This is a genomic window from Aestuariibaculum marinum (genome assembly GCF_014596975.1).
Classification (GTDB): Bacteria; Bacteroidota; Bacteroidia; order Flavobacteriales; family Flavobacteriaceae; genus Aestuariibaculum; species Aestuariibaculum marinum.
The window spans coordinates 162,345-185,672 of the sequence record NZ_JACVXD010000006.1 but is presented as its reverse complement, the minus strand read 5'-3'; the positions used below and the strand labels follow the sequence as shown (position 1 = coordinate 185,672).

Genomic DNA, 23,328 nt, shown 5'->3' with positions numbered 1-23,328 from the left:
TTATGGAATCTGTTCAAGCTATAAAACAACGATTTGGCATTATAGGTAATACACCTGCGCTAAATCGCGCCATCGAAAAAGCAATTCAGGTAGCCCCAACCGATATTTCGGTTTTGGTTACTGGTGAAAGTGGTGTTGGTAAAGAGAGTATTCCAAAAATCATACATCAGCTTTCCCACCGAAAACACAACAAATACATTGCAGTAAACTGTGGTGCTATTCCAGAAGGAACTATAGACAGTGAACTTTTTGGTCACGAAAAAGGTGCCTTTACCGGAGCCACACAAACTCGTGAAGGGTATTTTGAAGTAGCCGATGGCGGAACCATTTTTTTAGATGAAGTTGGTGAGTTGCCCTTAACCACTCAAGTGCGTTTGCTTCGTGTTTTGGAAAATGGTGAATTTTTAAAAGTAGGATCCAGTAAGGTTCAAAAAACCAACGTACGTATTGTAGCTGCAACAAACGTGAATATGTTTGAAGCTATCGAAAAAGAAAAATTTCGTGAAGATTTATACTACCGTTTAAGTACCGTAGAAATTCATTTGCCGCCTTTACGTGAGCGTCAGGAGGACATTCATTTGTTATTCAGGAAATTTGCCAGCGATTTTGCTTTAAAATACAAAATGCCAACCATCAAATTAACCGATGCCGCTGTGCAAACCTTAATGAATTACAGGTGGAGTGGTAATATCAGACAGTTACGCAACATCGCTGAGCAATTGTCGGTTTTGGAACAAGACAGAACGATTTCGGCTGAAACTTTGGTGAGTTATCTCCCTAACAGTTCGTCTAATTTGCCGGCAGTTATTAAAACCTCAAAATCAGAGAGCGATTTCAGCAGCGAACGTGAAATTCTTTACAAAGTGCTTTTCGACATGAAAAGCGATTTAAACGATTTAAAGAAGCTCACGCTTGAATTAATGAAAAGTGGCAACACCAAAGATGTTGAAAAAAGTCACGAGGGCTTAATTCAAAAAATTTACGGTGATAGCGATGAAGACGATGCCATTTTTGAGGAAGATGTAACTCCTTCAAATAATGAGTTACTTTCAATTCCTGAGCACAACATTCACCATGACATTCCAGAAACTATTACCGATAAATATCATTTTGCTGAAGAAATTGAAGAGGAAGAAACGCTATCCCTACAAGACAAAGAGCTGGAATTAATTAAAAAATCACTTGAACGTCACGGCGGAAAACGTAAATTAGCTGCAGCCGAATTAGGTATTAGCGAACGTACTTTATACCGAAAAATCAAACAGTACAATTTGTAAAGCAAACAACCGTTGAAAGATGAAACGTTTTACACTCAAACATAACACATCGAACAACGTTAATAGAACATGAAAAAACACCTTATCTACTTATCATTTTTCGCTTTAAGCATAACATTGTTTAATTGTGGCATTTACTCTTTTACAGGCGCATCGGTACCGGCTAACGTTAAAACATTCCAGGTAAATCGTTTTGAAAACACAGCCCTATTATTTGAGCCTGGTTTAGATTTACAATTCCAAAACGCTTTACAGGATTTAATACAAAACCAAACCAATTTAAGTTTGGTAACCACTAATGGAGATTTATTATACGAAGGCGAAATTACCGACTACCGTGTATCTCCAACTACAGCCACTTCAGATAATAGAGCGGCTCAAAACCGTTTAACAATTAGTGTAAAGGTTAGATTTTTTAATAAGAAAAAGGAAGAAGACGATTTAGAACAAAGCTTCTCCTTCTTCTACGATTACGATGGTTCAGCAATGCTTACCGGATCTCAAAAAACAACAGCTCACGAAGAAATATTTGAGCGTTTAACTCAGGATATCTTTAATGCCACACTTGCTAAGTGGTAATTATTTGATAATAAAAAATTATTAAATTTGGCTAAGCCAATGAACCCAACAGATTTTACATATATTCTTCAGCATCCGCAGTCTATAACTCATGAGCAGACTGAAGCGGTAAAATCTATCATTGACGAATTCCCGTATTTTCAACCGGCACGAGCCATCTACCTTAAAGGTTTAAAAGACCAGAGTAGTTTTAAATATAATCAGGAATTAAAAACTACGGCTGCATACACTACCGATCGTAGCATTTTGTTCGACTTTATAACCTCTGATGTATTTCTTCAAAACGAAATTTCAGAGTCTATAAAACAGAACATTTCAAATGTCTACGATATTGAGGTTGACTACGAAGATATCTCTGTAAATCGACGCGTTGAATTTGACGATAATTTACAACAACAGGTAAAGGATACTACTGGCGTTTTAGACCCTACCCTGTTCGAACCAAAAGAGACGCGCCCTTCAAAAAAGCATATAGAGTCAACTTCTGAAACACCTAAGGAAACCTCAAAAGAAAAGACGTCGCCTGAAGAAATATTAAATATTGGGAAACCCTTCGAATTTTCACAAAATGAGACCCACTCGTTTAACGAATGGTTACAGCTTACCCGCTTTAAACCTATAGATCGTAGTGAAGCTCCAGTAGAAGAAACCACACCTCCTATACCGGAAAGTGTTTCTGAATCTAAAACTGAAGCACCCGCAAACGAATCCAATACTACAGACGATTCTGAGCGAGAAAAAAAGTTTGAATTAATAGATAAATTCATTCAGGAAAACCCTAAAATTAACCCAACAAAAAGTTCGGCAACGAAAGGGAATTTGGCCAAGGCACAGATGATACAGCCAGAGTCCTTAATGACAGAAACTTTAGCTCGAATTTATGTAGAACAAAAGAACTATAAAAAGGCAATTCAATCTTATAAAATTTTAAGTTTGAAATATCCAGAAAAAAATAGTTTCTTTGCAAACCAAATTAAAGCAGTACAACAATTACAAGAACAAAATAAAATAGAATAATGAGCACGTTTACAATATTTTTAGCATTAATCGTTATAGTAGCGTTTTTACTAATCGTAGTTATTATGGTACAAAATCCTAAAGGAGGCGGATTATCTTCTTCTTTTGGTGGCGGTGGCACACAACAATTAGGTGGTGTTAAAAAGACAACCGACTTTTTAGACAAAAGTACATGGACGTTAGCAACGCTTTTATTAGTATTAATCTTATTATCTAATATGGCTATTAACAGAGGTGGTGAAGCTGCAGATTCTAAAGCTTTAGATGCTGACACAACAACAGCACAACCTTTACCAAATCCGACGCAATCTGCTGACGATACTGCGACACCTGCTGACGGGACTGCTGAGTAAAACATGCGACATCAATATAAAAAAATGCCAACTTTTCAAGTTGGCATTTTTTGTTGCTGCAAGTTTGTCAGTTAACCACTATTGGCACACTTTTAGAATAGGCAATACGCAATAAACATTAATTTTTAAACTTAAAAATATATACAAATGGCATTGAACATTAAACCATTAGCAGACCGCGTTCTTATTGAACCAGCTGCCGCTGAAACTAAAACAGCTTCAGGAATTATTATTCCAGACAACGCTAAAGAAAAGCCACAAAGAGGAACTGTTATAGCTGCCGGTAAAGGAACTAAAGACGAGCCTATCACCGTGCAAGTTGGCGATACTGTGTTGTATGGAAAATATGCTGGAACAGAATTAAAATTAGAAGGTAAAGATTATTTAATAATGCGTGAAAGCGACATTTTAGCAATCATTTAATTTCTTAAAAACTCAAAAACAATAAATAAAAATGGCAAAAGATATAAAATTTGATATTGAAGCACGCGACGGTTTAAAACGTGGTGTTGATGCATTAGCTAACGCTGTAAAAGTAACTTTAGGACCTAAAGGACGTAACGTCATCATCGGAAAAAGCTTTGGAGCACCTCATGTAACTAAAGATGGTGTTTCTGTAGCTAAAGAAATTGAATTAGAAGATGCTCTTGAAAACATGGGCGCTCAAATGGTGAAAGAAGTAGCTTCAAAAACTAACGATCTAGCGGGTGACGGTACAACTACTGCTACTGTTTTAGCACAATCTATCGTAAAAGAAGGTTTAAAAAACGTTGCTGCCGGCGCTAACCCAATGGATTTAAAACGTGGTATTGATAAAGCTGTAGAAGCAATTACTAAAGACCTTGAAGCGCAGTCTCAAGAGGTAGGTAACTCTTCTGAAAAAATCAAACAAGTTGCTGCAATTTCAGCAAACAACGATGACACTATTGGTGAATTAATTTCACAAGCTTTCTCTAAAGTAGGTAAAGAAGGTGTAATTACTGTTGAAGAAGCTAAAGGTATGGATACTTATGTTGACGTTGTAGAAGGTATGCAATTCGACAGAGGTTACTTATCGCCTTACTTCGTAACAGACACCGATAAAATGATTGCCGATTTAGAAAATCCATACATTTTATTATTCGACAAAAAGATTTCTAACTTACAGGAAATCCTTCCAATATTAGAACCAGTTGCACAATCTGGCCGTCCATTAGTTATCATAGCTGAAGATGTAGACGGACAAGCTCTAGCTACTTTAGTAGTTAACAAATTACGTGGTGGTTTAAAAATCGCTGCTGTAAAGGCGCCAGGATTTGGAGATAGACGTAAAGCTATGTTAGAAGACATTGCTATTTTAACTGGTGGTACTGTAATTTCTGAAGAAAGAGGATTTACTTTAGAAAATGCCGATTTAAGCATGTTAGGTACTGCTGAAACCGTAACCATCGACAAAGACAACACAACAATTGTGAATGGTTCTGGTGATGCTGATAACATTAAAGCACGTGTAAACCAAATTAAAGCACAAATTGAAACAACGACTAGCGATTACGATAAAGAAAAATTACAAGAGCGTTTAGCTAAATTAGCTGGAGGTGTTGCGGTGCTTTACGTTGGTGCTGCTAGTGAAGTTGAAATGAAAGAAAAGAAAGATCGTGTTGATGATGCTTTACATGCCACAAGAGCTGCTGTAGAAGAAGGTATCGTTGCCGGTGGTGGTGTTGCTTTAGTAAGAGCAAAAGCTGTTTTAGAATCATTAACTACTGAAAACTTAGACGAAGTTACAGGTATCCAAATCGTTGCTCGTGCAATCGAGGAGCCATTACGTACTATTGTCGAAAATGCAGGTGGTGAAGGTAGCGTAGTTGTAAACAAGGTACTAGAAGGCGAAAAAGACTTTGGTTACGATGCTAAATCTGAAGCTTATGTAGATATGCTTAAGGCTGGTATTATCGATCCTAAGAAAGTAACGCGTGTAGCATTAGAAAATGCAGCATCAGTTTCTGGAATGATCTTAACAACAGAATGTGCCTTAGTTGACATTAAAGAAGATGCTCCAGCTATGCCTCCAATGGGTGGCGGCGGAATGCCAGGCATGATGTAATGGCTAACGCCATAGATAAATTTTTAAAAACGCTTCAATATATTGAAGCGTTTTTTTTGTTTTAAACCTTATTTAATTTATAATAATAAAACGCCGGTAACAAGAGCAACAGTAGTATTGGCTGAATCAGAAATCTTCTGAAATTAAAAAATAAATAGTAATCTTCTTGTCTCGGATTGATAACAAAATAGAGGAATATTAAAATTAATACAATATAAGCCACGGCATAAAAGAGAACCGAAAACTTAACAACTGACCAATCTTTAAAAAACAAATACAAAATTCCTAACGACACAAAAGTATTCAACCAAAATCGTAAACTGGTATAAAACACAAGCTTTGCCAACTCACGCCTTGGACTATCGATATATAAATAGTCGTTTTTAAAAAAAGTCAAGTACGGATCATAAAACAAATCGCTCTCAAATGCACGAATTATAATCAGTAATCCAAATAAAACAACAAGTAGTATATAGTTTAAAATTTTAGGCATTTACATGTTTTATTTTAGAAAACCGATTCACCCAAAATACCCAAAGCAAAAACATCATACCATAAATAATTACAGGAAATATAATTTCATGTAATATCGATTCGTATTCAGGATAATAATACAACCCTAAATTTATAATCACAATACGAATAAGGTTCACCACATAAATTAAAACACTCCCCAGCAACATATAAATAATAGTGGTTTTAAAATCTGAAGCAAAGGCTACAATAAATGATATAAAAAGGATAATCACGCTAAACGCATTGCAACCTTCTATAATTCTAGATATATAAACTCCATTTAAAATAACTTTAATAGAAGGTTCACTATCGTGAGGAATCATTTCAACCTGATACCCTAAAGTCTGTAACACATCCTGACATTGTACCGCCACTAAATGCGTTATATAATCCGGATAATACAAGGACCCATTAGAAAATTGTAAGTAAAACTTATACCCTAACGACAAAGCCACATACACCAATAAAAAGGTGAGAATAAATTTTATAACGAGTTTGTATTTTAATAGAGGTGCTTTCAAATGATAACGTTAAAATTCCTTTAAACCACAATCCGAAATTACAGCTTTTTAAATACTTTTACCAAAACTTTTGAATTATGATTTTTGAAACCCTAAAACCACAGATAGAAACTATAATTGCGAACACCAGCAAAACGGTTGACGAGCGCCTTTTAAATATTTGTGAACTTTTAGAAGCTAATGTTAGTTATTACAACTGGGTTGGGTTTTATTTTAGAAACGGCAACAAAGAAGAATTAAAGCTCGGTCCTTATGTTGGTACACCAACAGATCATACTATTATTCCTTTTGGAAAAGGCATCTGTGGACAAGTCGCTGTTAGTAACAAAAATTTTGTCGTGCCCGATGTTGCTGCGCAAGACAACTACATTGCTTGTAGCATTACCGTTAAAGCCGAAATCGTAATTCCTGTTTTTGTTAATGGGGAAAATATTGGACAAATCGACATCGACTCGAACACACCAGACCCATTTACCGAAGCAGACGAACGCTTTTTAGAATTTATATGCGCTCAGGTAGCATCCATTTTATAATCGAATTTTTAGTTAAAACACTTACGTTTTAAGTTTAATTAACAGGTGTTTTTCACCTGATTTTTAAGCAAAAAAATATCCGTGTTTTTTCGACATTTCTAAGTCTGTTTTTGAGCAAAAAATAACTACTTTTGCACTTTATAACTAGTTTAGAAAAATGAGCAACGAAAAAACAGTAAAATCAGCATTAATTTCAGTATTTAGTAAAGACGGTTTAGAGCCAATCGTAAAAAAACTAAACGAACAAGGTGTAACCATCTACTCTACTGGAGGAACTCAAACATTCATTAACGACTTAGGTATCGATGTCGTTCCTGTTGAAGAAATTACATCGTACCCATCTATTCTTGGTGGTCGAGTTAAAACCTTACACCCAAAAGTATTTGGTGGTATTTTAAACAGACAAAATAATGAAAGTGACGTTAAAGAATTGGCGGATTTCGAAATCCCTCAAATCGATGTCGTTATTGTTGATTTATATCCGTTTGAAAAAACAGTTGCTTCAGGCGCTAGCGAACAAGACATTATTGAAAAAATCGATATAGGTGGTATTTCGTTAATTCGTGCTGCTGCTAAAAACTTTGCAGATGTTACCTGTGTAGCTTCAGTTGATGACTATGCGGAATTCTTAGAAATCATTTCTAAAAACAACGGAAGTATTTCATTAGAAGATAGAAAACGTTTTGCTACTAAAGCATTTAACGTATCATCTCACTACGATTCTGCTATTTTCAACTACTTCAACCAAAATCAAGAAGAGGTGGTTTTAAAAATTAGCGAAACCAACGGTAAGGCATTACGTTACGGAGAAAACCCACACCAAAAAGGATCCTTCTTCGGAGATTTCGATGCGATGTTTACCAAACTTAACGGAAAAGAATTAAGCTACAACAACCTTTTAGATGTTGATGCTGCAGTTAACTTAATTAACGAATTTAAAGGTGAAGCGCCTACATTCGCTATCTTAAAACACAACAACGCTTGTGGTTTTGCACAAAGTGAAACCATTCACCAGGCTTATGTTGATGCCTTAGCTGGAGATCCTGTTTCTGCTTTTGGTGGTGTTTTAATCAGTAACACAACTATCGATAAAGCAACTGCTGAAGAAATTAACAGCTTATTCTGTGAAGTAGTTATCGCTCCAGCCTTCGATGATGAAGCTGTAGAGATTTTAAAAAGCAAAAAGAACAGAATCATTCTTGTGCTTAACGATGTAGAATTACCGCAAACTAACGTTAGAAGTTGTTTAAACGGTATTCTTGTTCAAGATAGAAATAGCGTAACAGATACAATTGAAGGGTTGACTTATGTAACTAACAACAAACCTTCACAAGCAGAATTAGAAGATTTAATCTTTGCTTCTAAAATCTGTAAACACACAAAATCTAACACCATCATCTTAGTTAAAAACAAACAATTATGTGCTGGTGGAACTGGGCAAACAAGTCGTGTTGATGCTTTAGAACAAGCGATTCACAAAGCTAACTCATTTAACTTCGATTTAAATGGTGCAGTAATGGCAAGTGATGCGTTTTTCCCATTCCCTGACTGTGTAGAGATTGCAAACAAAGCAGGTATTAAAGCGGTTATTCAACCAGGAGGTTCTATTAAAGACCAATTAAGCATCGATTACTGTAACGATAACGATGTGGCCATGGTATTTACAGGAACGCGTCACTTTAAACACTAAATAAACACATAAATATTAAGGTTTAAATAGTCTAAGGCTTAATAAATCTCGTATAACTAAACTAAGTACGAATTTATTAAAATTTGTAGGCATTTAAACCTTAATATATTTATTAACTTTTACTACATTTACGAGAAACGTTTTAAACCTCAAAAATTATTTAATTGCCCATGGGATTTTTTGACTTCCTAACCGAAGAAATCGCAATAGATTTAGGTACTGCCAACACATTAATTATTCACAACGACAAAGTTGTTGTTGATGCACCTTCTATCGTTGCTCGTGATAGAGTATCTGGAAAAATTATTGCCGTCGGACAGGAAGCCAGTTTAATGCAAGGAAAAACCCATGAGAATATTAAAACCATTCGTCCGTTAAAAGACGGAGTTATTGCAGATTTCGATGCTTCTGAGCAAATGATTAGTATGTTCATTAAAAACATACCTGCATTAAAAAAGAAGTTTTTTACGCCTGCATTACGTATGGTAGTTTGTATTCCATCAGGTATTACAGAGGTTGAAATGCGTGCGGTAAAAGAAAGTGCCGAACGTGTAAATGGTAAAGAGGTTTACTTAATACACGAGCCAATGGCTGCGGCAATTGGTATTGGTGTAGATATTATGCAACCTAAAGGAAATATGATTGTTGATATAGGTGGTGGTACTACCGAAATCGCCGTAATCGCTTTAGGAGGTATTGTATGTGACAAATCTGTTAAAATTGCGGGAGACGTATTTACAAACGATATTGTTTACTACATGCGTACGCAACACAACTTATATGTTGGTGAACGTACTGCTGAAAAAATTAAAATTCAAATAGGTGCTGCAACCGAAGATTTAGAGTTGCCTCCAGAAGATATGAGCGTTCAAGGCCGTGACTTATTAACAGGGAAACCAAAACAGGTTTCTATTTCGCACCGTGAAATCGCTAAGGCTTTAGACAAATCTATTTTACGAATTGAAGATGCGGTTATGGAAACCTTATCGCAAACACCGCCTGAGTTAGCTGCAGATATTTACAACACAGGTATTTATCTTGCCGGTGGTGGTTCGATGTTAAGAGGCTTAGACAAACGTTTATCTCAAAAAACAGATTTACCAGTTTATATCGCCGAAGATCCATTAAGAGCCGTAGTACGAGGTACAGGAATTACACTTAAAAATTTACCTAAATACAAAAGTGTATTGATAAAATAGGCGGATAAAACATGCAACAGATTATTAATTTCATAATAAGAAACAAAAACTTCTTGTTGTTCTTGTTGCTGTTTGGTATTTCTCTTTTTTTTACAATTCAGTCGCATTCGTATCACAAGAGTAAGTTTATAAATTCAGCAAACTTTTTAACAGGTGGTGTTTACAATTCTGTAAGCAACATTAACGGCTATTTCAATTTAAAATCTCAAAACGAGATATTAGCTGAAGAAAACAATCGTCTGAAAAACTTGCTTTACAATTCGAATACAAAACAAGACTCTGTATTTTTAGACACCCTTGGCGTTAATCATATTTACAAGTTTAGAACTGCTAATATTATAAAAAACAACTACTCGGCTACCGACAATGTGCTTTTAATAAATAAAGGTTCTAAAGATAGTATTCAAGAAGATTTCGGGGTTATTTCTTCAAAAGGTATTATTGGTGTTATTAATAAAACAAGTCGAAATTACGCTACCGTTATTTCTGTATTAAATAGCACAATTAAAATTAGTGCGCAATTAAAGAAAACGAATCATTACGGTTCCCTAACCTGGAATGGCAAGGATCCGGAATTTGCACAGCTTATCGATATTCAAAAAATTGCTCCGGTAGCCAAAGGCGATACGATTGTAACAACTGGCATGTCTTCTATTTTCCCAAAAGGAATTCCTGTTGGTGTTGTTGATAATTTTAAACTGGACAATGCCGAGAATTTCTATGAAATTAACGTGAAGCTTTTTAACGACATGACCAATCTTGAGCATGTTTATATTATAGAAAATACCGACAAATCTGAAATTAAAAACTTATTAAGCGGAAGAACCAATGAATAATGCCGCTTACTCAAATATCGTCCGCTTTGTTATTTTAGTATTGGTACAGGTACTTATATGTAACCATATTAATTTTTTAGGCTACATTAATCCGTATCCTTACATTTTATTCATCTTACTATTTCCTGTAAAAAACAATCGCATGTTAATCATCTTTTTAAGTTTTTTAATAGGACTTACGGTTGATTTATTTCAGGATTCAGGTGGTATTCATGCAGCGGCCAGTGTGTTTATAGCTTATGCAAGACCATTAATTTTGAAGTTCTCGTTCGGAATGATGTACGAACACCAAACCATTAAATTTGATAATGTAGAATTCGGATCGAAATTCACTTATATTTCCATATTAACTTTAGTACATCATTTTGTATTGTTTTCTTTAGAAATATTTAATGCTTCAAAAATAATTTTAGTACTTCAGAAAACGTTATTCTCTAGTATATTTACTATTTTATTATGTATTCTGGCAACCATTATTTTTAGTAGAAAAAAATAGATGAGACAATTTTTGCTTTACATTGTTATAGTTCTAGCAGGATTATTGTTTATTTCTAGGCTCTTTTATCTTCAAATCTACAATCCAAATAGTAACAATTTATTTGAAGACAATGCCATTAGAAAAGTTTACGATTATCCGAAGCGCGGTTTTGTTTTCGACCGTAATGGCGAACTATTAGTATCAAACCAGCCATCCTACGATGTGATGGTGATTCCTCGTGAAGTAAAACCACTAGATACCTTAGAGTTTTGTTCGCTTTTAAAAATAGACAAAGAACGCTTTAAAGAAAAATACAAAGAAGCCTATAATTATTCCCCGAGGTTACCATACGTATTCATTCCTCAATTATCAAAGGCCGATTACGCAGTTTTACAGGAAAAAATGCGAAAGTTTGAAGGGTTTTATATCCAAAAACGTTCTTTAAGACATTATCAGACGTCTATTGGTGCTAATGTTTTAGGTAGCATTAGTGAAGTAAGGAATCGTGATATGGAAAATGACCCATATTATAAATCCGGAGATTTAATTGGTAGAGAAGGTGTCGAAGCCTCTTATGAAGAAATTCTGCGTGGTGTAAAAGGCATAAAATTTATTCAAAAAGACCGATTTAATAGAAACATCGGCCCTTATAAAGATGGTATCTACGACACCATTCCTGTACAAGGCAAAGACATTACCATTACCATTGATGCCGAATTACAAGCCTATGGCGAATTATTAATGCGTAATAAACGCGGTGGTATCGTTGCATTAGAACCTTCGTCTGGAGAGATTTTGGCTATGATTGCTGCTCCTTCCTTCGATCCGAACTTACTGGTTGGGCGAGAACGTTCTAAAAATTTCACCAAATTATTTAGAGACTCCATTGCCAAGCCCCTTTTCAACAGAAGTTTGCAAGGAGTCTATGAACCTGGTTCTCCTTTTAAATTAATGAATGCCTTAATAGCACTTCAGGAAGGCGTAATGACTCCAAATGAAATTGTAACCTGTAATGGAGGTTATCATTATGGTGGGCGCGTTATGGGGTGCCACTGTGCTTATGGCACCAGGAATAACATGGTAGGCGGTATTATGCACTCTTGCAATGCTTACTTTGCAACCGCTTATAGAAAAATATTAGATAAAAACGGAAACGCCTCCGAGGGTATTGATAAATGGAGTTCCCATGCTAAAAGTTTTGGTTTAGGTAACTTTTTGGGGTACGATTTACAAATTGGTCAAAAAGGTAGGATTCCAGATCGTGATTACTACAAATACGTATATCCAAATACCTTTTATTCTACTTATACCATATCGAATGCTATTGGTCAGGGAGAGGTGGCCACAACCCCTATTCAATTAGCAAATATGATAGCAGCTATAGCGAACAGAGGTTATTTTTATACACCACATATCATTAAAAAAATTGAAGGTCAAGACATTCCGGAAAAGTATACAACACCTAAACATACCACAATTGATAAGGAAAATTTTGAACCGGTTATAGAAGGCATGCTACAAGTTTACAAACAAGGTACAGCCTCTGCTTTACAAGTTCCGGATATTGAGATTTGTGGAAAAACGGGTACGGTAGAAAATTTCACAACAATAGATAGCACAAGAACACAACTTACCGACCATTCCATTTTCGTGGCCTTTGCCCCTAAAGACAATCCTAAAATTGCTTTGGCTGTTTTTGTTGAAAATGGGTACTGGGGAAGTCGTTTTGCAGGACGAGTAGCCAGTTTACTTATTGAAAAACATCTAAAAGGTGAAATTACCCGTACCGATTTAGAAGACTGGTTGTTACGACATACGTTAGAACATGAATATGAAAAACCTTATTCAGGAGAACCTTTTGGCATTAACCGAAATACTACACTAGAGCAAGTATCTCCAGAAGAATACAAAGAACTTAAAGAAGAATTAGCCAAACTTAACAACCAAAACATTAATGGTTAGAAACACGAACAGACATTTTAAATTTGACTGGATTACTATTATTCTTTTTCTACTATTAGCAGGCTTTGGTTGGATTAATATTATCTCGGCTTCTCATATTGGAGAGGAGATTAATTATTTTGATTTCTCACAACCTTATGGCAAGCAACTAATCTTTATTTTCTTAACATTTGCTCTTATCGTTCTGCTCCTTGCTATTGACGCGAAGTTTTATGAACGGTTTTCAAGTGTTATTTACATTATTTCGATGCTCTCCCTCATGGGATTGTTTGTATTTGGTAAAAATGTAAATGGTGCAACTTCCTGGTACGGTATTGGAGGCATGACCATACAGCCCAGTGAGTTTGCTAAAACCGCCACAGCTCTGGCTGTTGCTAAATATGTTAGTGACCTAAACACCAATATAAAGACCTTTAAAGACCAGATACAGGTTTTTATAATTATTATTATTCCAGCAGTTCTGGTTTTGCTTCAAAACGACACAGGAAGTACCATTGTATACGGTGCCTTTTTCTTTGTCTTATACCGAGAAGGTTTACCTAAATTTTATTTAAACATTGGGATTTCACTCATTATACTTTCTATTTTATCCCTAAAATTTGGTGGTTTAATAACCACGTTTATTTCAGGTATTTTAATCTTTGGATACTATTTCTTTAACCGAAGAAAATCAAACCTATTGGTTTTTATTTTGGCTTTTCTTTTGTCTGCAGGCGTCTCTTTCGGAATAAAATTCTTTTACAATTCGGTACTTCAGCCACACCAAAAAGACCGTATTAGTTTATGGCTACGCTTAGAAAAAGACCCTGAAAAACTAGAACGAATGAAAAAAACCTTTGCCTACAACCTAAACGAATCTGAAAAAGCTATTGGCTCTGGAGGTTTCACAGGACGAGGATTTATGGAAGGTACACGAACCACAGGTAAATTTGTTCCCGAACAACACACCGATTATATCTTTAGTACGGTTGGTGAAGAATGGGGGTTCTTAGGAAGTTCGCTCGTTGTTATTGTATTTGTTCTATTATTATTACGGATTCTACATTTAGCAGAATTACAAAAATCGCAGTTTAGTCGCGTTTATGGTTACAGTGTAGCGGCTATTATTTTTGTCCACTTCTTTATAAATATTGGTATGGTTATGGGATTAATTCCAACAATTGGTATTCCATTACCTCTATTTAGCTACGGAGGATCGGGGCTTTGGGCATTTACCATTTTAATATTTATCTTTATAAAATTAGATTCAAACAGAATCAATGAGTGGTAGCCAGAAATTGGCTTTTATCAAACGTAATTTTATGAAACCCCATAATGGGCATTTGGCAAACAAAGAGGCTTTATCCGCTGATAACTCGAAATAAAAGTAACAGCAATCTCTTGGCTAAAATTTAAAATAGATGAAAATATATCGCATTCTTTTCTTCGGAATAGTTCTGATGATGTCCTCCTGTCACGGACCTAAAAACATTTTAAGACACGGATTTTCTTCTGAACAAATTGATTTAATTATGGCATCGGACTCTTTAGCTCCCATGCGTGTTTTTAAAATTACCGATAAAAAAGACTCTTTATTACTTCGTACCAAAAGTTCAAAAATAAAAGCCAATCCAGACGATGTTGTTTTGCAACATTTCGTAAAACGTTTGTATGCTACGGTTAGAGACAGTATGTCTTTGGGAGTTGGCATTGCCGCTCCTCAAGTAGGTGTATTAAAAAATATTATCTGGGTACAGCGCTTTGATAAAGAAAACTTACCTTTTGAAGTTTACCTGAACCCTGTTATAAAAGAATACTCTAAAAAGAAACAGGTTTGTAAAGAAGGATGTTTATCAATCCCTGGAAGAAGCGACACCTTAAGCACAAGAGCTTTCAGTATAAAAATTGCTTATGACACCATGGATGCTAAACATAAAACCGAAACTGTTGAAGGCTTTACTTCAGTGATTTTTCAGCATGAAATAGACCATTTAAACGGCATCTTATACCTCGATCATCTGCAGAAAGAAATACAAGACACCGCTCAATAAATCTTATTGCTTTTTAATTTCTAATTTTTCAGCAAAATAGTCGCAGAAATCTTTCATCGTAGCTGTCATTTTTTCATCTTGAGTCGCACGATTAAACGTATCACTCATTGCTACTAACGTTTGATGAAAAAACACTTTCATTTCATCTACAGGCATATCTTTGGTCCATAGGTCGATGCGTAAGGTTTCTTGTGCATTAGAATCCCAAACCGAAAGTAACATCGCTTTAGCCTCTTCGTTGGTTATTCCCCCATCTTGGGCTGTCCAATGTAATTTCTCAGGCACTCTATTTTCATCAAGTTCGACTTGAAGCTCTATTTTTGAAGTATGATTTTTAGACATTTATTTTCTTGGTTTAAACTTTGAATTATTAAAAATTTCATCGGCATTTGTTGTCAGCATATCCTTTAAAGACACCTCATTATGCTCCATGTATGCTCTAACAATCTGCCATCCTATATATTGCCCCAGTTGCCCAGGTGATTCTGAATCGATACCTTCTAAATAAAATTTAGAAAACGGCGCTTCAGCTATAAACCTTCCTGATAATTTGGAGTCAGTGCTAAACAACATTTCGTGCTCCACAAAATGGCGCCAAATTTCACTTTCGTTAACTTGTGCCCATTCTAGCTCTGCTTCCGTGTATCCAATTCGTGATGCTTCACTTTTAAAAGGCACCATAATATCTTTAAAATACAGTTGCTTTCCGAAGTAAATCATCTCATCTAAAAACGTTCTATGGCTAACAGGATGAATATATTTCTTGGCGTATTCGCCCGCTAAATCGATAACAATATTTTCCTTTTTAAAGCCTTCACGCAAATACACCGGAATACTTTCATAAAACTCATGATCCGCGCCTAGGTAATTATCTAAAGCCACAATATCAATCGTATCGGTAACAATAACACGATTTCTGTAATCGACATCACTTGTTACTGTAATGATTCTTGGCACATGGAATTCCGCAAAATAATATTTTAAATGATTGAAAAGTGATTCAATTTCTAATTCTGTGGAAGAAAAATTACTGAAGATTTTATCAACTTCCGCAAACAATTGTTGCTGCAAAGTGTCGGACACTTTAGCTAACCAAAACGAATCGGTAAACTTTTCATTAAACATAAAAGGGTATGCCTTTTTTAAATCGTTTAATTTTGAAACATTCACTCCTGCAAACAAAGTATCGAAACGTTCTATTTTAGCATCAATATTAATCTTTGCTATTTCGTTCTCTAATTTGTTTTTCTTTTGACAGGAAAAAACACTCACTAAAAAAATTAAAAACAATAATCCCTGTTTCATATAAAACTTAAACGCTATAAATTTTTATTAATTGGTCGATTCGTTTATTTTTGTTTACAAAGGTACTATTCTTAGAATTAAATTCATTTAATATGCAAACAGAAAAAGTTGTAGATTACATAGTTGATTGGCTAAAAAGTTACGCCACTAAAGCAGGCGTAAAAGGTTTTGTAATTGGTGTCTCTGGCGGAATTGATTCTGCTGTGACCTCTACCCTTTGTGCCAAAACAGGTTTACCGCTTTTATGTTTAGAAATGCCTATTCATCAAGCTCCAAATCAAGTGAGTCGCGCGTTGAATCATATTGAATGGTTACAAGCTAATTTTAAAGAGGTAACAATGACACAAGTCAACCTAACACCTGTATTTGATAGCTTGATTAATTCATTACCTCCTGTAGAAACCGAAGAGGAGCGCTTTATGTCTCTTGCGAATACCAGAGCGCGTTTACGTATGACATCGTTATACTACTTTGCGGCTTTAGATAAATTATTAGTAGCAGGAACCGGAAACAAGGTTGAGGATTTTGGTGTTGGTTTTTACACCAAATACGGAGATGGAGGTGTTGATTTAAGTCCGATTGCAGATTTATATAAAACTCAGGTATACGAAATTGCCAAATTTTTAGGTGTCAATCAAGAGATTATTGATGCAGCTCCAACCGATGGTCTGTGGGGCGACGACCGTACCGACGAAGACCAAATAGGAGCGTCTTATCCAGAATTGGAATGGGCTATGGAAATGGACGCCGAGGGCAAGAATGCCGAGGACTTTTCAGGACGAGAACAAGAGGTATTTAAAATCTATAAACGCCTTAACACGGCTAACAAGCATAAGATGATTCCTATACCTGTTTGCGAAATTCCAAACAATTTGCTTTAATTATTGCAAATCACATAAAATTTCCCTACTTTTGTCATAAGCTTATTCTCTCAATTATAATAACCTCTCTAACTAATTATAATAAAGCTTTAAAATTATGGTAAAAGTATTAATAGCAGACAATCACCCGATTACCAGGAAAGGGCTTGAGGTTCTATTTTCTGCATCTTCCAATATTAAAATTGTAGGAAGTGTAGACAACGGCGAAGCCGTGATGGAATTCATCAAAAATAATCCTGTAGACATCCTTTTAACAGAAGCAGATCTTCCAAAATTAAACGGTTTAACAATTTTACGTTATCTTAAAAAAGATTATCCAGACGTAAAAACCATTATTTTTAGTGGTGAACCAGAAGAAGTATATGCCATTAACGCCATTAAAGCCGGCGCTAACGGGTATTTACACAAATCTGTAAACGTTATTACAATAAACGAAGCCATCCTAAAAGTAGCTGAAGGCGGTATTTATTTAAGTAACGAATTAACACAACAGTTAGCATTTGGAAGCCGAGCAAATAAATCTGGATCTTTCTATAAAAAACTTTCTACAAGAGAAGCCGAAGTTTTAAAACTTCTAACCATCGGTAAAAAGAATAAAGAAATTTCTAAGGAGCTTGATATTAACGAAAAAACCGTTAGTACTTATAAAGCGCGTTTAATGCGTAAATTGAAAGTTACTAATTTGGTTGATCTAGTAAATCAAGCCAAGCTTAAAGAATCGTTGTTATAAAACACGGTTTAATTTTCTAGACAATAACATTTTTAAACCAGAATAGTCTTTAACTTCTTCAAGTACATTTCTATTTACATCAGCTTTATTTGATAATGTTTCTTGTTGAAATTCCTTGACTTTTTGGTCGATTAAAAAACAACGGAGGTTAAGTATAGTTTCACTAACTAATTGCGCAACGCTGTGCTGTTTTTCTTTTGGGAAAATATCCATGCGTTGCCAGTTATCTAGTGAGTAGCGTTCATCCTCCATTAAAATGTTAGAAATCTCATAACCCATATCCGGGTCTACGGAATTGATAAAACTTCTCAATTCAAAATTTTCATTCTGATTCAAAGCTTCAATAAGTGTATAGTAAATGGTTTTAAACTGCGGATTACCAAACTGCATTTCATCATCCTGTAAGTCTAAATAAATTTTTTCAAATACACGAGCCGTATGAATAACAGGCTCCAGTTCTAGTTCGCCCTTATCATTTTCCTTTAAAACCAAATCTTCAAACTCTTCCGATTTACTTCCGTAAAGCAATAAAATTTCTATAATTTTTCGCTCTAATAAATACTGAACATCTACTTTTTTTACTGCTGCCGGTTGCTGCTGATTTTTAATAACATCGAAAGCTTTGTAATCGCCTCTACCCGACTTTTTATCATCACCGGCATCTTTATTTGCAATTTGAGCTAAGGTACTAAAAAGCACATCTTCACTTATATCCATAATGCGCGCACACTCTTGAATATAAATTTCCTTTTTAATCTGATCGGGGATTTTTGAAATACTATTCACTATATCTCTTACAGTTTCAGCTTTTTTTATCGGATCGTTTTTTGATTCCTCAAAAAGAATCGAGGCTTTAAACTGAATAAAATCTTTCGAACTTTGACTTAAATATTCGGTTAACTCTTCCAAAGTATTTTGTCTGGCAAAACTATCGGGATCTTCGCCTTCAGGAAAAGAACACACCTTAACATTCATGCCTTGTTCCAAAATTAAATCGATACCGCGAAGTGATGCGCGCATACCTGCTGCATCCCCATCAAAAAGTACGGTAATATTTTTTGTTAGGCGGTTTATTAATCGTATTTGCTCTGAGGTTAACGCTGTTCCCGAAGAAGACACTACATTGGTGACACCTGTTTGGTAAAACTGAATCACATCGGTATACCCTTCAACCAAATAACAATTATCTTCTTTGGCTATACTCTGCTTGGCATCATAAATACCATAAAGCACATTACTTTTATGGTAAATATCACTTTCAGGTGAATTCAGGTACTTGGCTGCCTTTTTATCATTTATTAAAATACGACCACCAAACCCGAGCACACGACCGCTCATACTTTTTATAGGGAACATAACACGCCCTTTAAAACGATCGAATCGCTTCTCGTCTTTTACAATGGTTAATCCGGTTTTTTCAAGATAATCTATATTATATCCCTTTTTTAAAGCTTCGTCTGTAAAGGCCTGCCACTCATCAAGCGAATACCCTAAATCAAATCGTTTAATCGTTTCTTCGGTAAAGCCACGTTCTTTGAAATAACTTAATCCAATAGACTTTCCCTGATCGGTTTTATGAAGTATGTTTTGAAAATACGAACTGGCAAATTCACTTACCAAGTACAAACTTTCGCGCTCATTAGCCTTTTCCTTTTGCTCGTTACTTTGTTCAGTTTCCTCTATTTCAATATTGTATTTTTTTGCCAAATACTTTATCGCTTCCGGGTAGGTGAAGTGTTCGTGTTCCATTAAAAACGACACCACTGTCCCACCCTTCCCTGTTGAAAAATCTTTCCAGATTTGTTTCACCGGCGATACCATAAAACTTGGCGAACGCTCGTCGCTAAACGGACTTAACCCTTTAAAGTTACTTCCTGCTTTTTTTAGCTGAACAAAATCGCCGATAACCTCCTCTACACGGGCGGTTTCAAAAACTAAATCTATAGAAGCGGGAGAAATCAAATGGTTTGGTTTTTAATTGAAAAAGAGTAAATATTAAATTTTATTCGTGTTACAAAAATAAGCATGAAAAACATACTTGAACTCCAAAATACTAAAAATTCAAACAAAATTAATTTTCTACCGAGACAAATCAATATTATCTTGTAGATGTAACAATTCAATATTATGATCGTCAACCGATTAAACTTATTACAACACCAAAAGATATGAACCATAGAAAATTATCTATAATCGCAGGCTTTAGCTATTTTATCATCTTCTTTGCTGCCATATTTGCAAATTTTTACGTTATCGAAGCCTTGTTAAAAACCCCATTAGAGACTGTCACGAATAACAACTTGATGATTAGATTAGGAATAATAGCCTTTTTAATAACTGTCGTGTTTGATGTTGTTGTAGCATGGGCACTTTACCTTCTATATAAAACTCATTATTTATCAACTTTAAGCACCTATTTTAGAATGATGCATGCCGCAATTATGGGCGTGGCGATTTTTACATTACCGCTAACTTTAAAAGCTACAAATGATACTGATGTTCTAAATTACATCAATACATTTAATACCATCTGGTTAATTGGTCTATTCTTTTTTGGTATTCACCTCATCCTTTTAGGACGCATCATTAAGACACCTAAGTTCATTACTCTCTTTCTCATATTAGCTGGTTTAATGTATATGATTGATACCTGCGCGCATTTTTTATTAGCTGATTATGAAAGATACAGTTCGGTTTTCCTTACGTTGGTTGCTATACCGAGTATTGTTGGAGAAATGTCTCTTGCCGTCTGGCTTTTATTTAAAGGCTTCAAACATTCAATACAATAAAAAAAGCGACAACGTTAAGTGTCGCTTTTTTATTAATTAATCGACATCGAACCGAAGTCCGACAGAAATATTATTTTGTCTGATATCCTGATCTTTAAACAACGGAGATAAATCGTATTTCACATACAAAGCCACATCGTCGATAGCCAAATAGCCACTTAATCCGTAAACCAAGTTACTGGTATTAAAACTGCGTTTTTGCTTTTCTTTAGAGCGTTCTCCATCGACTGTGTATTTAAGCTTTTGTCGCGTTCCTACGTTAAATCCGCCATAACCACCAAGACCAATTTTAAACTGATTTTTAGTGGAGTACCTAAAGTAATTTTCGCGTTCTATTTTTTTAGATGGCCCAAACTCAAAATGCACAGGAAACACTAGATTAGAAACCGATAATTTTGCTTTTTTAAGATCATAAGGAAAAGGTTCTAAAAATGTTTGATCGCCATCCTGAACAAAATATTGATTATCTGCTGCTTTCAATCCGTTAATTTGCAACGACCATCCGTACTTTAATCTCATAAAATTAGATTCTTTAAACACTCTGGTTTTCCAGGCCCAGCCCATTTCGAAAAAACGAGACCCTCCAAACTTATAAGGTGAATCATCTAACTTCTCGCCTTCTATTATAGCATTGTTAAAACCAAATGCTAAAACAAAATCGCTTGTTGTACGTCTGTCATATTTTCGTGGTTTGTCATCTTTCTTATCGCCAACAAACACAATACTTTCGCTAGTCTCATCGCCGGTTCCAATTCGAATTATAATGTTTTCATCTCCCTTCTCAATATCATAATCGTCTTCATTACGCTTAAGAAGTTCTATTTTATTATCGACGATAGCTAAACGGTTTTCAATATTTAAAGCACGCTTTTTAGCAGCCTCTTTCTTTAGTATATCAGCTTCCAAATTGGTTAATTCACCTTTTTCAAGCCTAACATTTATTGCTTCTACTTCTTGCTTAAGCATGTCACGTTCCTGACTTTGAATGATCTCCTTCTCTTTTAGTAAAAGCTCTATTTTCTCTTTATTGTTAACATTTTGAATGGTGTCTTGTGCATTGATGAATTGCACACTTAAATACAGTGCTGTAAGCACTAAGATTTTAGTAATGGTTTGCATAACTGTTCGTTTTTTGATCCCTAAACGGGCATTGATTTGTATAATTGATTTTGAATGATGATTTATTGATTGCGTTGTGCTACTGCTGTTTTTACGGTTCCGAAACTGGTTTTAATAGCTTCAAAAACCTTACTTCTAAACGATTGATCTAAGTCGGTTTCAACATCCTGAAGTAACAAATCAGCATCAACAATTCCAGTAGACTGATTGATAATTCTCTCCCTATTGATACTACGTTGCGCCTCAATAAGCAAAGCTTCAATTTCATCTTCGGTAACGTCTTTATTCTGAGTCATTAAATCGTTAACCTTAGCAATAACTTCTTCTACTTTCTGGTCTTCAAAACTCAACTCCTTTTTAAGCTGACGATTCGCTTTTTGCAGATCTTCCGGAGTTACCGATTCTTCTTTAGCTATAATTACAGGCTCCTCTTGTTTAGCTATAATTTCATTTTGCTTTTTAAGTACAGACTCCTGAAGTGTTTTATTCGAGTGATGTTCTTCAATCTTCAACGTATCATTCTCAATAGCAATAACTTCGACCGGGTCGTTTTGTTTAATTTCCTTCGGGTTATCTACAATTACTGATTCTGCATCCTCAGTTTTAATAAATAAGGTGACAAAAAACAAGATCCCTATAAAACTGGCAGCAATGCCTAGCCACCAATACCCTTTATCATTTAACTTTTTTTCATTGGCATCTAATCGTTCTGCAAGTGTATTCCATGCCTCTCTTGAAGGATGTATTTTTCTATCTTCAAGCTTTTCCTTTATATGCTTTTCAAAATCAGTTCGTGCCATAGCTTGTTGTGTTTCTATTCTTAATTTTTTCCTGTAAAAGCTTTCTAGCTTTAAATAACTGCGACTTAGACGTACTCTCGGCAATGTTTAACATGGTTGCAATCTCCTGATGTCTATACCCCTGAATCGCATACATTACAAATACTATTTTATAACCTTCAGGCAATTCGTCAATAAGTTGTTGTATCTCTTCTACCTCAATTTCGGTTTCTATATTATTAGTAAACTCATTTTTAAAGTCCACCTCTTCAACCGGAAATTCAATATTTTTTTGTTGCCTTAAATAACTAATAGATTCTCTAACCATGATTCGTCTAACCCAACCTTCAAAACTTCCGTCGCTCCTAAAGCTTTTTAAATTTGTAAAGACTTTGAAAAATCCATTCATCATCACTTCCTCAGCCTGACACACATCTTTTATATAATATCGGCAAACACTTAACATTTTAGGTGCATGACTTTCAAACAAGGTGTGTTGCGCCTCTCGGTTATTTTTTACCGCTCGCTTTATGAGTGTCGCCTCGTTTTTATGAAGTTGAATAACTTTCAATAATCTGTTCATTTGGTCTTCTATTTAAATAGACGAGAATTTTGATATAATGGTTGCCTGGGTTCTTATATTTTTTT

At 35.1% G+C, this 23,328-nt stretch carries 25 protein-coding genes; 17 read left to right on the top strand and 8 right to left on the bottom strand.

Annotation, left to right across the window (positions count from 1 at the left end; translation table 11 throughout):
* The first annotated feature begins 2 nt into the window (after positions 1-2).
* The 6 genes from ICJ85_RS11860 to groL all read left to right on the top strand — a co-directional run bounded on the left by ICJ85_RS11860 (position 3) and on the right by groL (position 5,312).
* A complete protein-coding gene (locus ICJ85_RS11860; protein WP_188224007.1) occupies positions 3-1,277 on the top strand; it encodes a sigma-54 interaction domain-containing protein in 1,275 nt (424 codons plus the stop codon).
* 69 nt (positions 1,278-1,346) lie between these two features.
* On the top strand, positions 1,347-1,856 hold the full coding sequence (locus ICJ85_RS11855) for an LptE family protein (RefSeq protein ID WP_188224006.1): 510 nt from the start codon (positions 1,347-1,349) through the stop codon (positions 1,854-1,856).
* A gap of 39 nt (positions 1,857-1,895) precedes the next feature.
* On the top strand, positions 1,896-2,873 hold the full coding sequence (locus ICJ85_RS11850; RefSeq protein ID WP_188224005.1) for a hypothetical protein: 978 nt from the start codon (positions 1,896-1,898) through the stop codon (positions 2,871-2,873).
* Positions 2,873-3,226: a preprotein translocase subunit SecG gene (gene secG, locus ICJ85_RS11845; RefSeq protein ID WP_188224004.1), complete on the top strand. Its 354-nt coding sequence runs from the start codon at positions 2,873-2,875 to the stop codon at positions 3,224-3,226. The genes ICJ85_RS11850 and secG overlap by 1 nt, the downstream gene beginning before the upstream one ends.
* 147 nt (positions 3,227-3,373) lie before the next feature.
* On the top strand, positions 3,374-3,649 hold the full coding sequence (locus ICJ85_RS11840; RefSeq protein WP_188216614.1) for a co-chaperone GroES: 276 nt from the start codon (positions 3,374-3,376) through the stop codon (positions 3,647-3,649).
* 31 nt (positions 3,650-3,680) lie between these two features.
* Positions 3,681-5,312 (top strand): chaperonin GroEL, encoded by a 1,632-nt coding sequence (gene groL, locus ICJ85_RS11835; protein WP_188224003.1) that lies wholly within the window; start codon positions 3,681-3,683, stop codon positions 5,310-5,312.
* 61 nt (positions 5,313-5,373) lie between these two features.
* Here groL and ICJ85_RS11830 read toward each other — a convergent pair whose 3' ends face one another.
* Together ICJ85_RS11830 and xrtF are read right to left on the bottom strand one after the other, a co-directional pair.
* Entirely contained in the window at positions 5,374-5,805 is a 432-nt protein-coding gene (locus ICJ85_RS11830) for an exosortase F system-associated membrane protein (RefSeq protein ID WP_188224002.1), read from the bottom strand.
* Positions 5,798-6,349 (bottom strand): exosortase family protein XrtF, encoded by a 552-nt coding sequence (gene xrtF, locus ICJ85_RS11825; protein WP_188224001.1) that lies wholly within the window; start codon positions 6,347-6,349, stop codon positions 5,798-5,800. The genes ICJ85_RS11830 and xrtF overlap by 8 nt, the downstream gene beginning before the upstream one ends.
* A gap of 77 nt (positions 6,350-6,426) precedes the next feature.
* Between xrtF and ICJ85_RS11820 the strand changes: the two genes are divergently transcribed.
* The 8 genes from ICJ85_RS11820 to def all read left to right on the top strand — a co-directional run bounded on the left by ICJ85_RS11820 (position 6,427) and on the right by def (position 15,077).
* A complete protein-coding gene (locus ICJ85_RS11820) occupies positions 6,427-6,882 on the top strand; it encodes a GAF domain-containing protein (protein ID WP_188224000.1) in 456 nt (151 codons plus the stop codon).
* A 157-nt stretch (positions 6,883-7,039) separates the two neighbouring features.
* Positions 7,040-8,572, top strand: coding sequence for a bifunctional phosphoribosylaminoimidazolecarboxamide formyltransferase/IMP cyclohydrolase (purH, locus tag ICJ85_RS11815; protein ID WP_188223999.1), 1,533 nt, complete (start codon positions 7,040-7,042; stop codon positions 8,570-8,572).
* A gap of 170 nt (positions 8,573-8,742) precedes the next feature.
* Entirely contained in the window at positions 8,743-9,771 is a 1,029-nt protein-coding gene (locus ICJ85_RS11810; RefSeq protein WP_188223998.1) for a rod shape-determining protein, read from the top strand.
* A gap of 11 nt (positions 9,772-9,782) precedes the next feature.
* Positions 9,783-10,607, top strand: coding sequence for a rod shape-determining protein MreC (gene mreC, locus ICJ85_RS11805; RefSeq protein WP_188223997.1), 825 nt, complete (start codon positions 9,783-9,785; stop codon positions 10,605-10,607).
* Positions 10,600-11,103, top strand: coding sequence for a rod shape-determining protein MreD (locus tag ICJ85_RS11800; RefSeq protein ID WP_188223996.1), 504 nt, complete (start codon positions 10,600-10,602; stop codon positions 11,101-11,103). Before mreC ends, ICJ85_RS11800 begins: the two co-directional genes overlap by 8 nt.
* On the top strand, positions 11,104-13,047 hold the full coding sequence (gene mrdA / locus ICJ85_RS11795) for a penicillin-binding protein 2 (RefSeq protein WP_188223995.1): 1,944 nt from the start codon (positions 11,104-11,106) through the stop codon (positions 13,045-13,047). It abuts the gene before it with no gap.
* Entirely contained in the window at positions 13,040-14,317 is a 1,278-nt protein-coding gene (gene rodA, locus ICJ85_RS11790) for a rod shape-determining protein RodA (protein ID WP_188223994.1), read from the top strand. Before mrdA ends, rodA begins: the two co-directional genes overlap by 8 nt.
* A 130-nt stretch (positions 14,318-14,447) precedes the next feature.
* A complete protein-coding gene (gene def / locus ICJ85_RS11785) occupies positions 14,448-15,077 on the top strand; it encodes a peptide deformylase (RefSeq protein WP_188223993.1) in 630 nt (209 codons plus the stop codon).
* 3 nt (positions 15,078-15,080) lie between these two features.
* Here def and gldC read toward each other — a convergent pair whose 3' ends face one another.
* Together gldC and gldB are read right to left on the bottom strand one after the other, a co-directional pair.
* Positions 15,081-15,419, bottom strand: coding sequence for a gliding motility protein GldC (gene gldC / locus ICJ85_RS11780; protein WP_188223992.1), 339 nt, complete (start codon positions 15,417-15,419; stop codon positions 15,081-15,083).
* Positions 15,420-16,382, bottom strand: a complete 963-nt coding sequence (gldB, locus tag ICJ85_RS11775) for a gliding motility lipoprotein GldB (RefSeq protein ID WP_188223991.1) — start codon at positions 16,380-16,382, stop codon at positions 15,420-15,422.
* Between the two features lie 92 nt (positions 16,383-16,474).
* Between gldB and nadE the strand changes: the two genes are divergently transcribed.
* Positions 16,475-17,263: an NAD(+) synthase gene (gene nadE / locus ICJ85_RS11770; protein WP_188223990.1), complete on the top strand. Its 789-nt coding sequence runs from the start codon at positions 16,475-16,477 to the stop codon at positions 17,261-17,263.
* A gap of 97 nt (positions 17,264-17,360) precedes the next feature.
* On the top strand, positions 17,361-17,993 hold the full coding sequence (locus ICJ85_RS11765) for a response regulator (RefSeq protein ID WP_188223989.1): 633 nt from the start codon (positions 17,361-17,363) through the stop codon (positions 17,991-17,993).
* Here ICJ85_RS11765 and dnaG read toward each other — a convergent pair.
* Positions 17,988-19,955 carry a DNA primase gene (gene dnaG / locus ICJ85_RS11760; protein ID WP_188223988.1) on the bottom strand — a complete coding sequence of 656 codons (1,968 nt, stop codon included), beginning with the start codon at positions 19,953-19,955 and terminating at the stop codon, positions 17,988-17,990. The two genes, ICJ85_RS11765 and dnaG, sit on opposite strands and share 6 nt — an antisense overlap.
* Positions 19,956-20,161: 206 nt before the next feature.
* On the opposite strand from dnaG, the gene ICJ85_RS11755 reads away from it, so the two are divergent.
* Positions 20,162-20,782, top strand: a complete 621-nt coding sequence (locus ICJ85_RS11755) for a DUF4386 domain-containing protein (protein WP_188223987.1) — start codon at positions 20,162-20,164, stop codon at positions 20,780-20,782.
* A 36-nt stretch (positions 20,783-20,818) separates the two neighbouring features.
* On the opposite strand, the gene ICJ85_RS11750 is transcribed toward ICJ85_RS11755, so the two are convergent.
* The 3 genes from ICJ85_RS11750 to ICJ85_RS11740 all read right to left on the bottom strand — a co-directional run bounded on the left by ICJ85_RS11750 (position 20,819) and on the right by ICJ85_RS11740 (position 23,263).
* Positions 20,819-21,901 carry a hypothetical protein gene (locus ICJ85_RS11750; protein ID WP_188223986.1) on the bottom strand — a complete coding sequence of 361 codons (1,083 nt, stop codon included), beginning with the start codon at positions 21,899-21,901 and terminating at the stop codon, positions 20,819-20,821.
* A 62-nt stretch (positions 21,902-21,963) separates the two neighbouring features.
* The gene (locus ICJ85_RS11745; RefSeq protein WP_188223985.1) at positions 21,964-22,701 is read right to left on the bottom strand and encodes a hypothetical protein; all 738 of its coding nucleotides are present in this window, start codon (positions 22,699-22,701) and stop codon (positions 21,964-21,966) included.
* A complete protein-coding gene (locus tag ICJ85_RS11740; protein WP_241739539.1) occupies positions 22,688-23,263 on the bottom strand; it encodes an RNA polymerase sigma factor in 576 nt (191 codons plus the stop codon). Before ICJ85_RS11740 ends, ICJ85_RS11745 begins: the two co-directional genes overlap by 14 nt.
* Positions 23,264-23,328 lie beyond the last annotated feature (65 nt).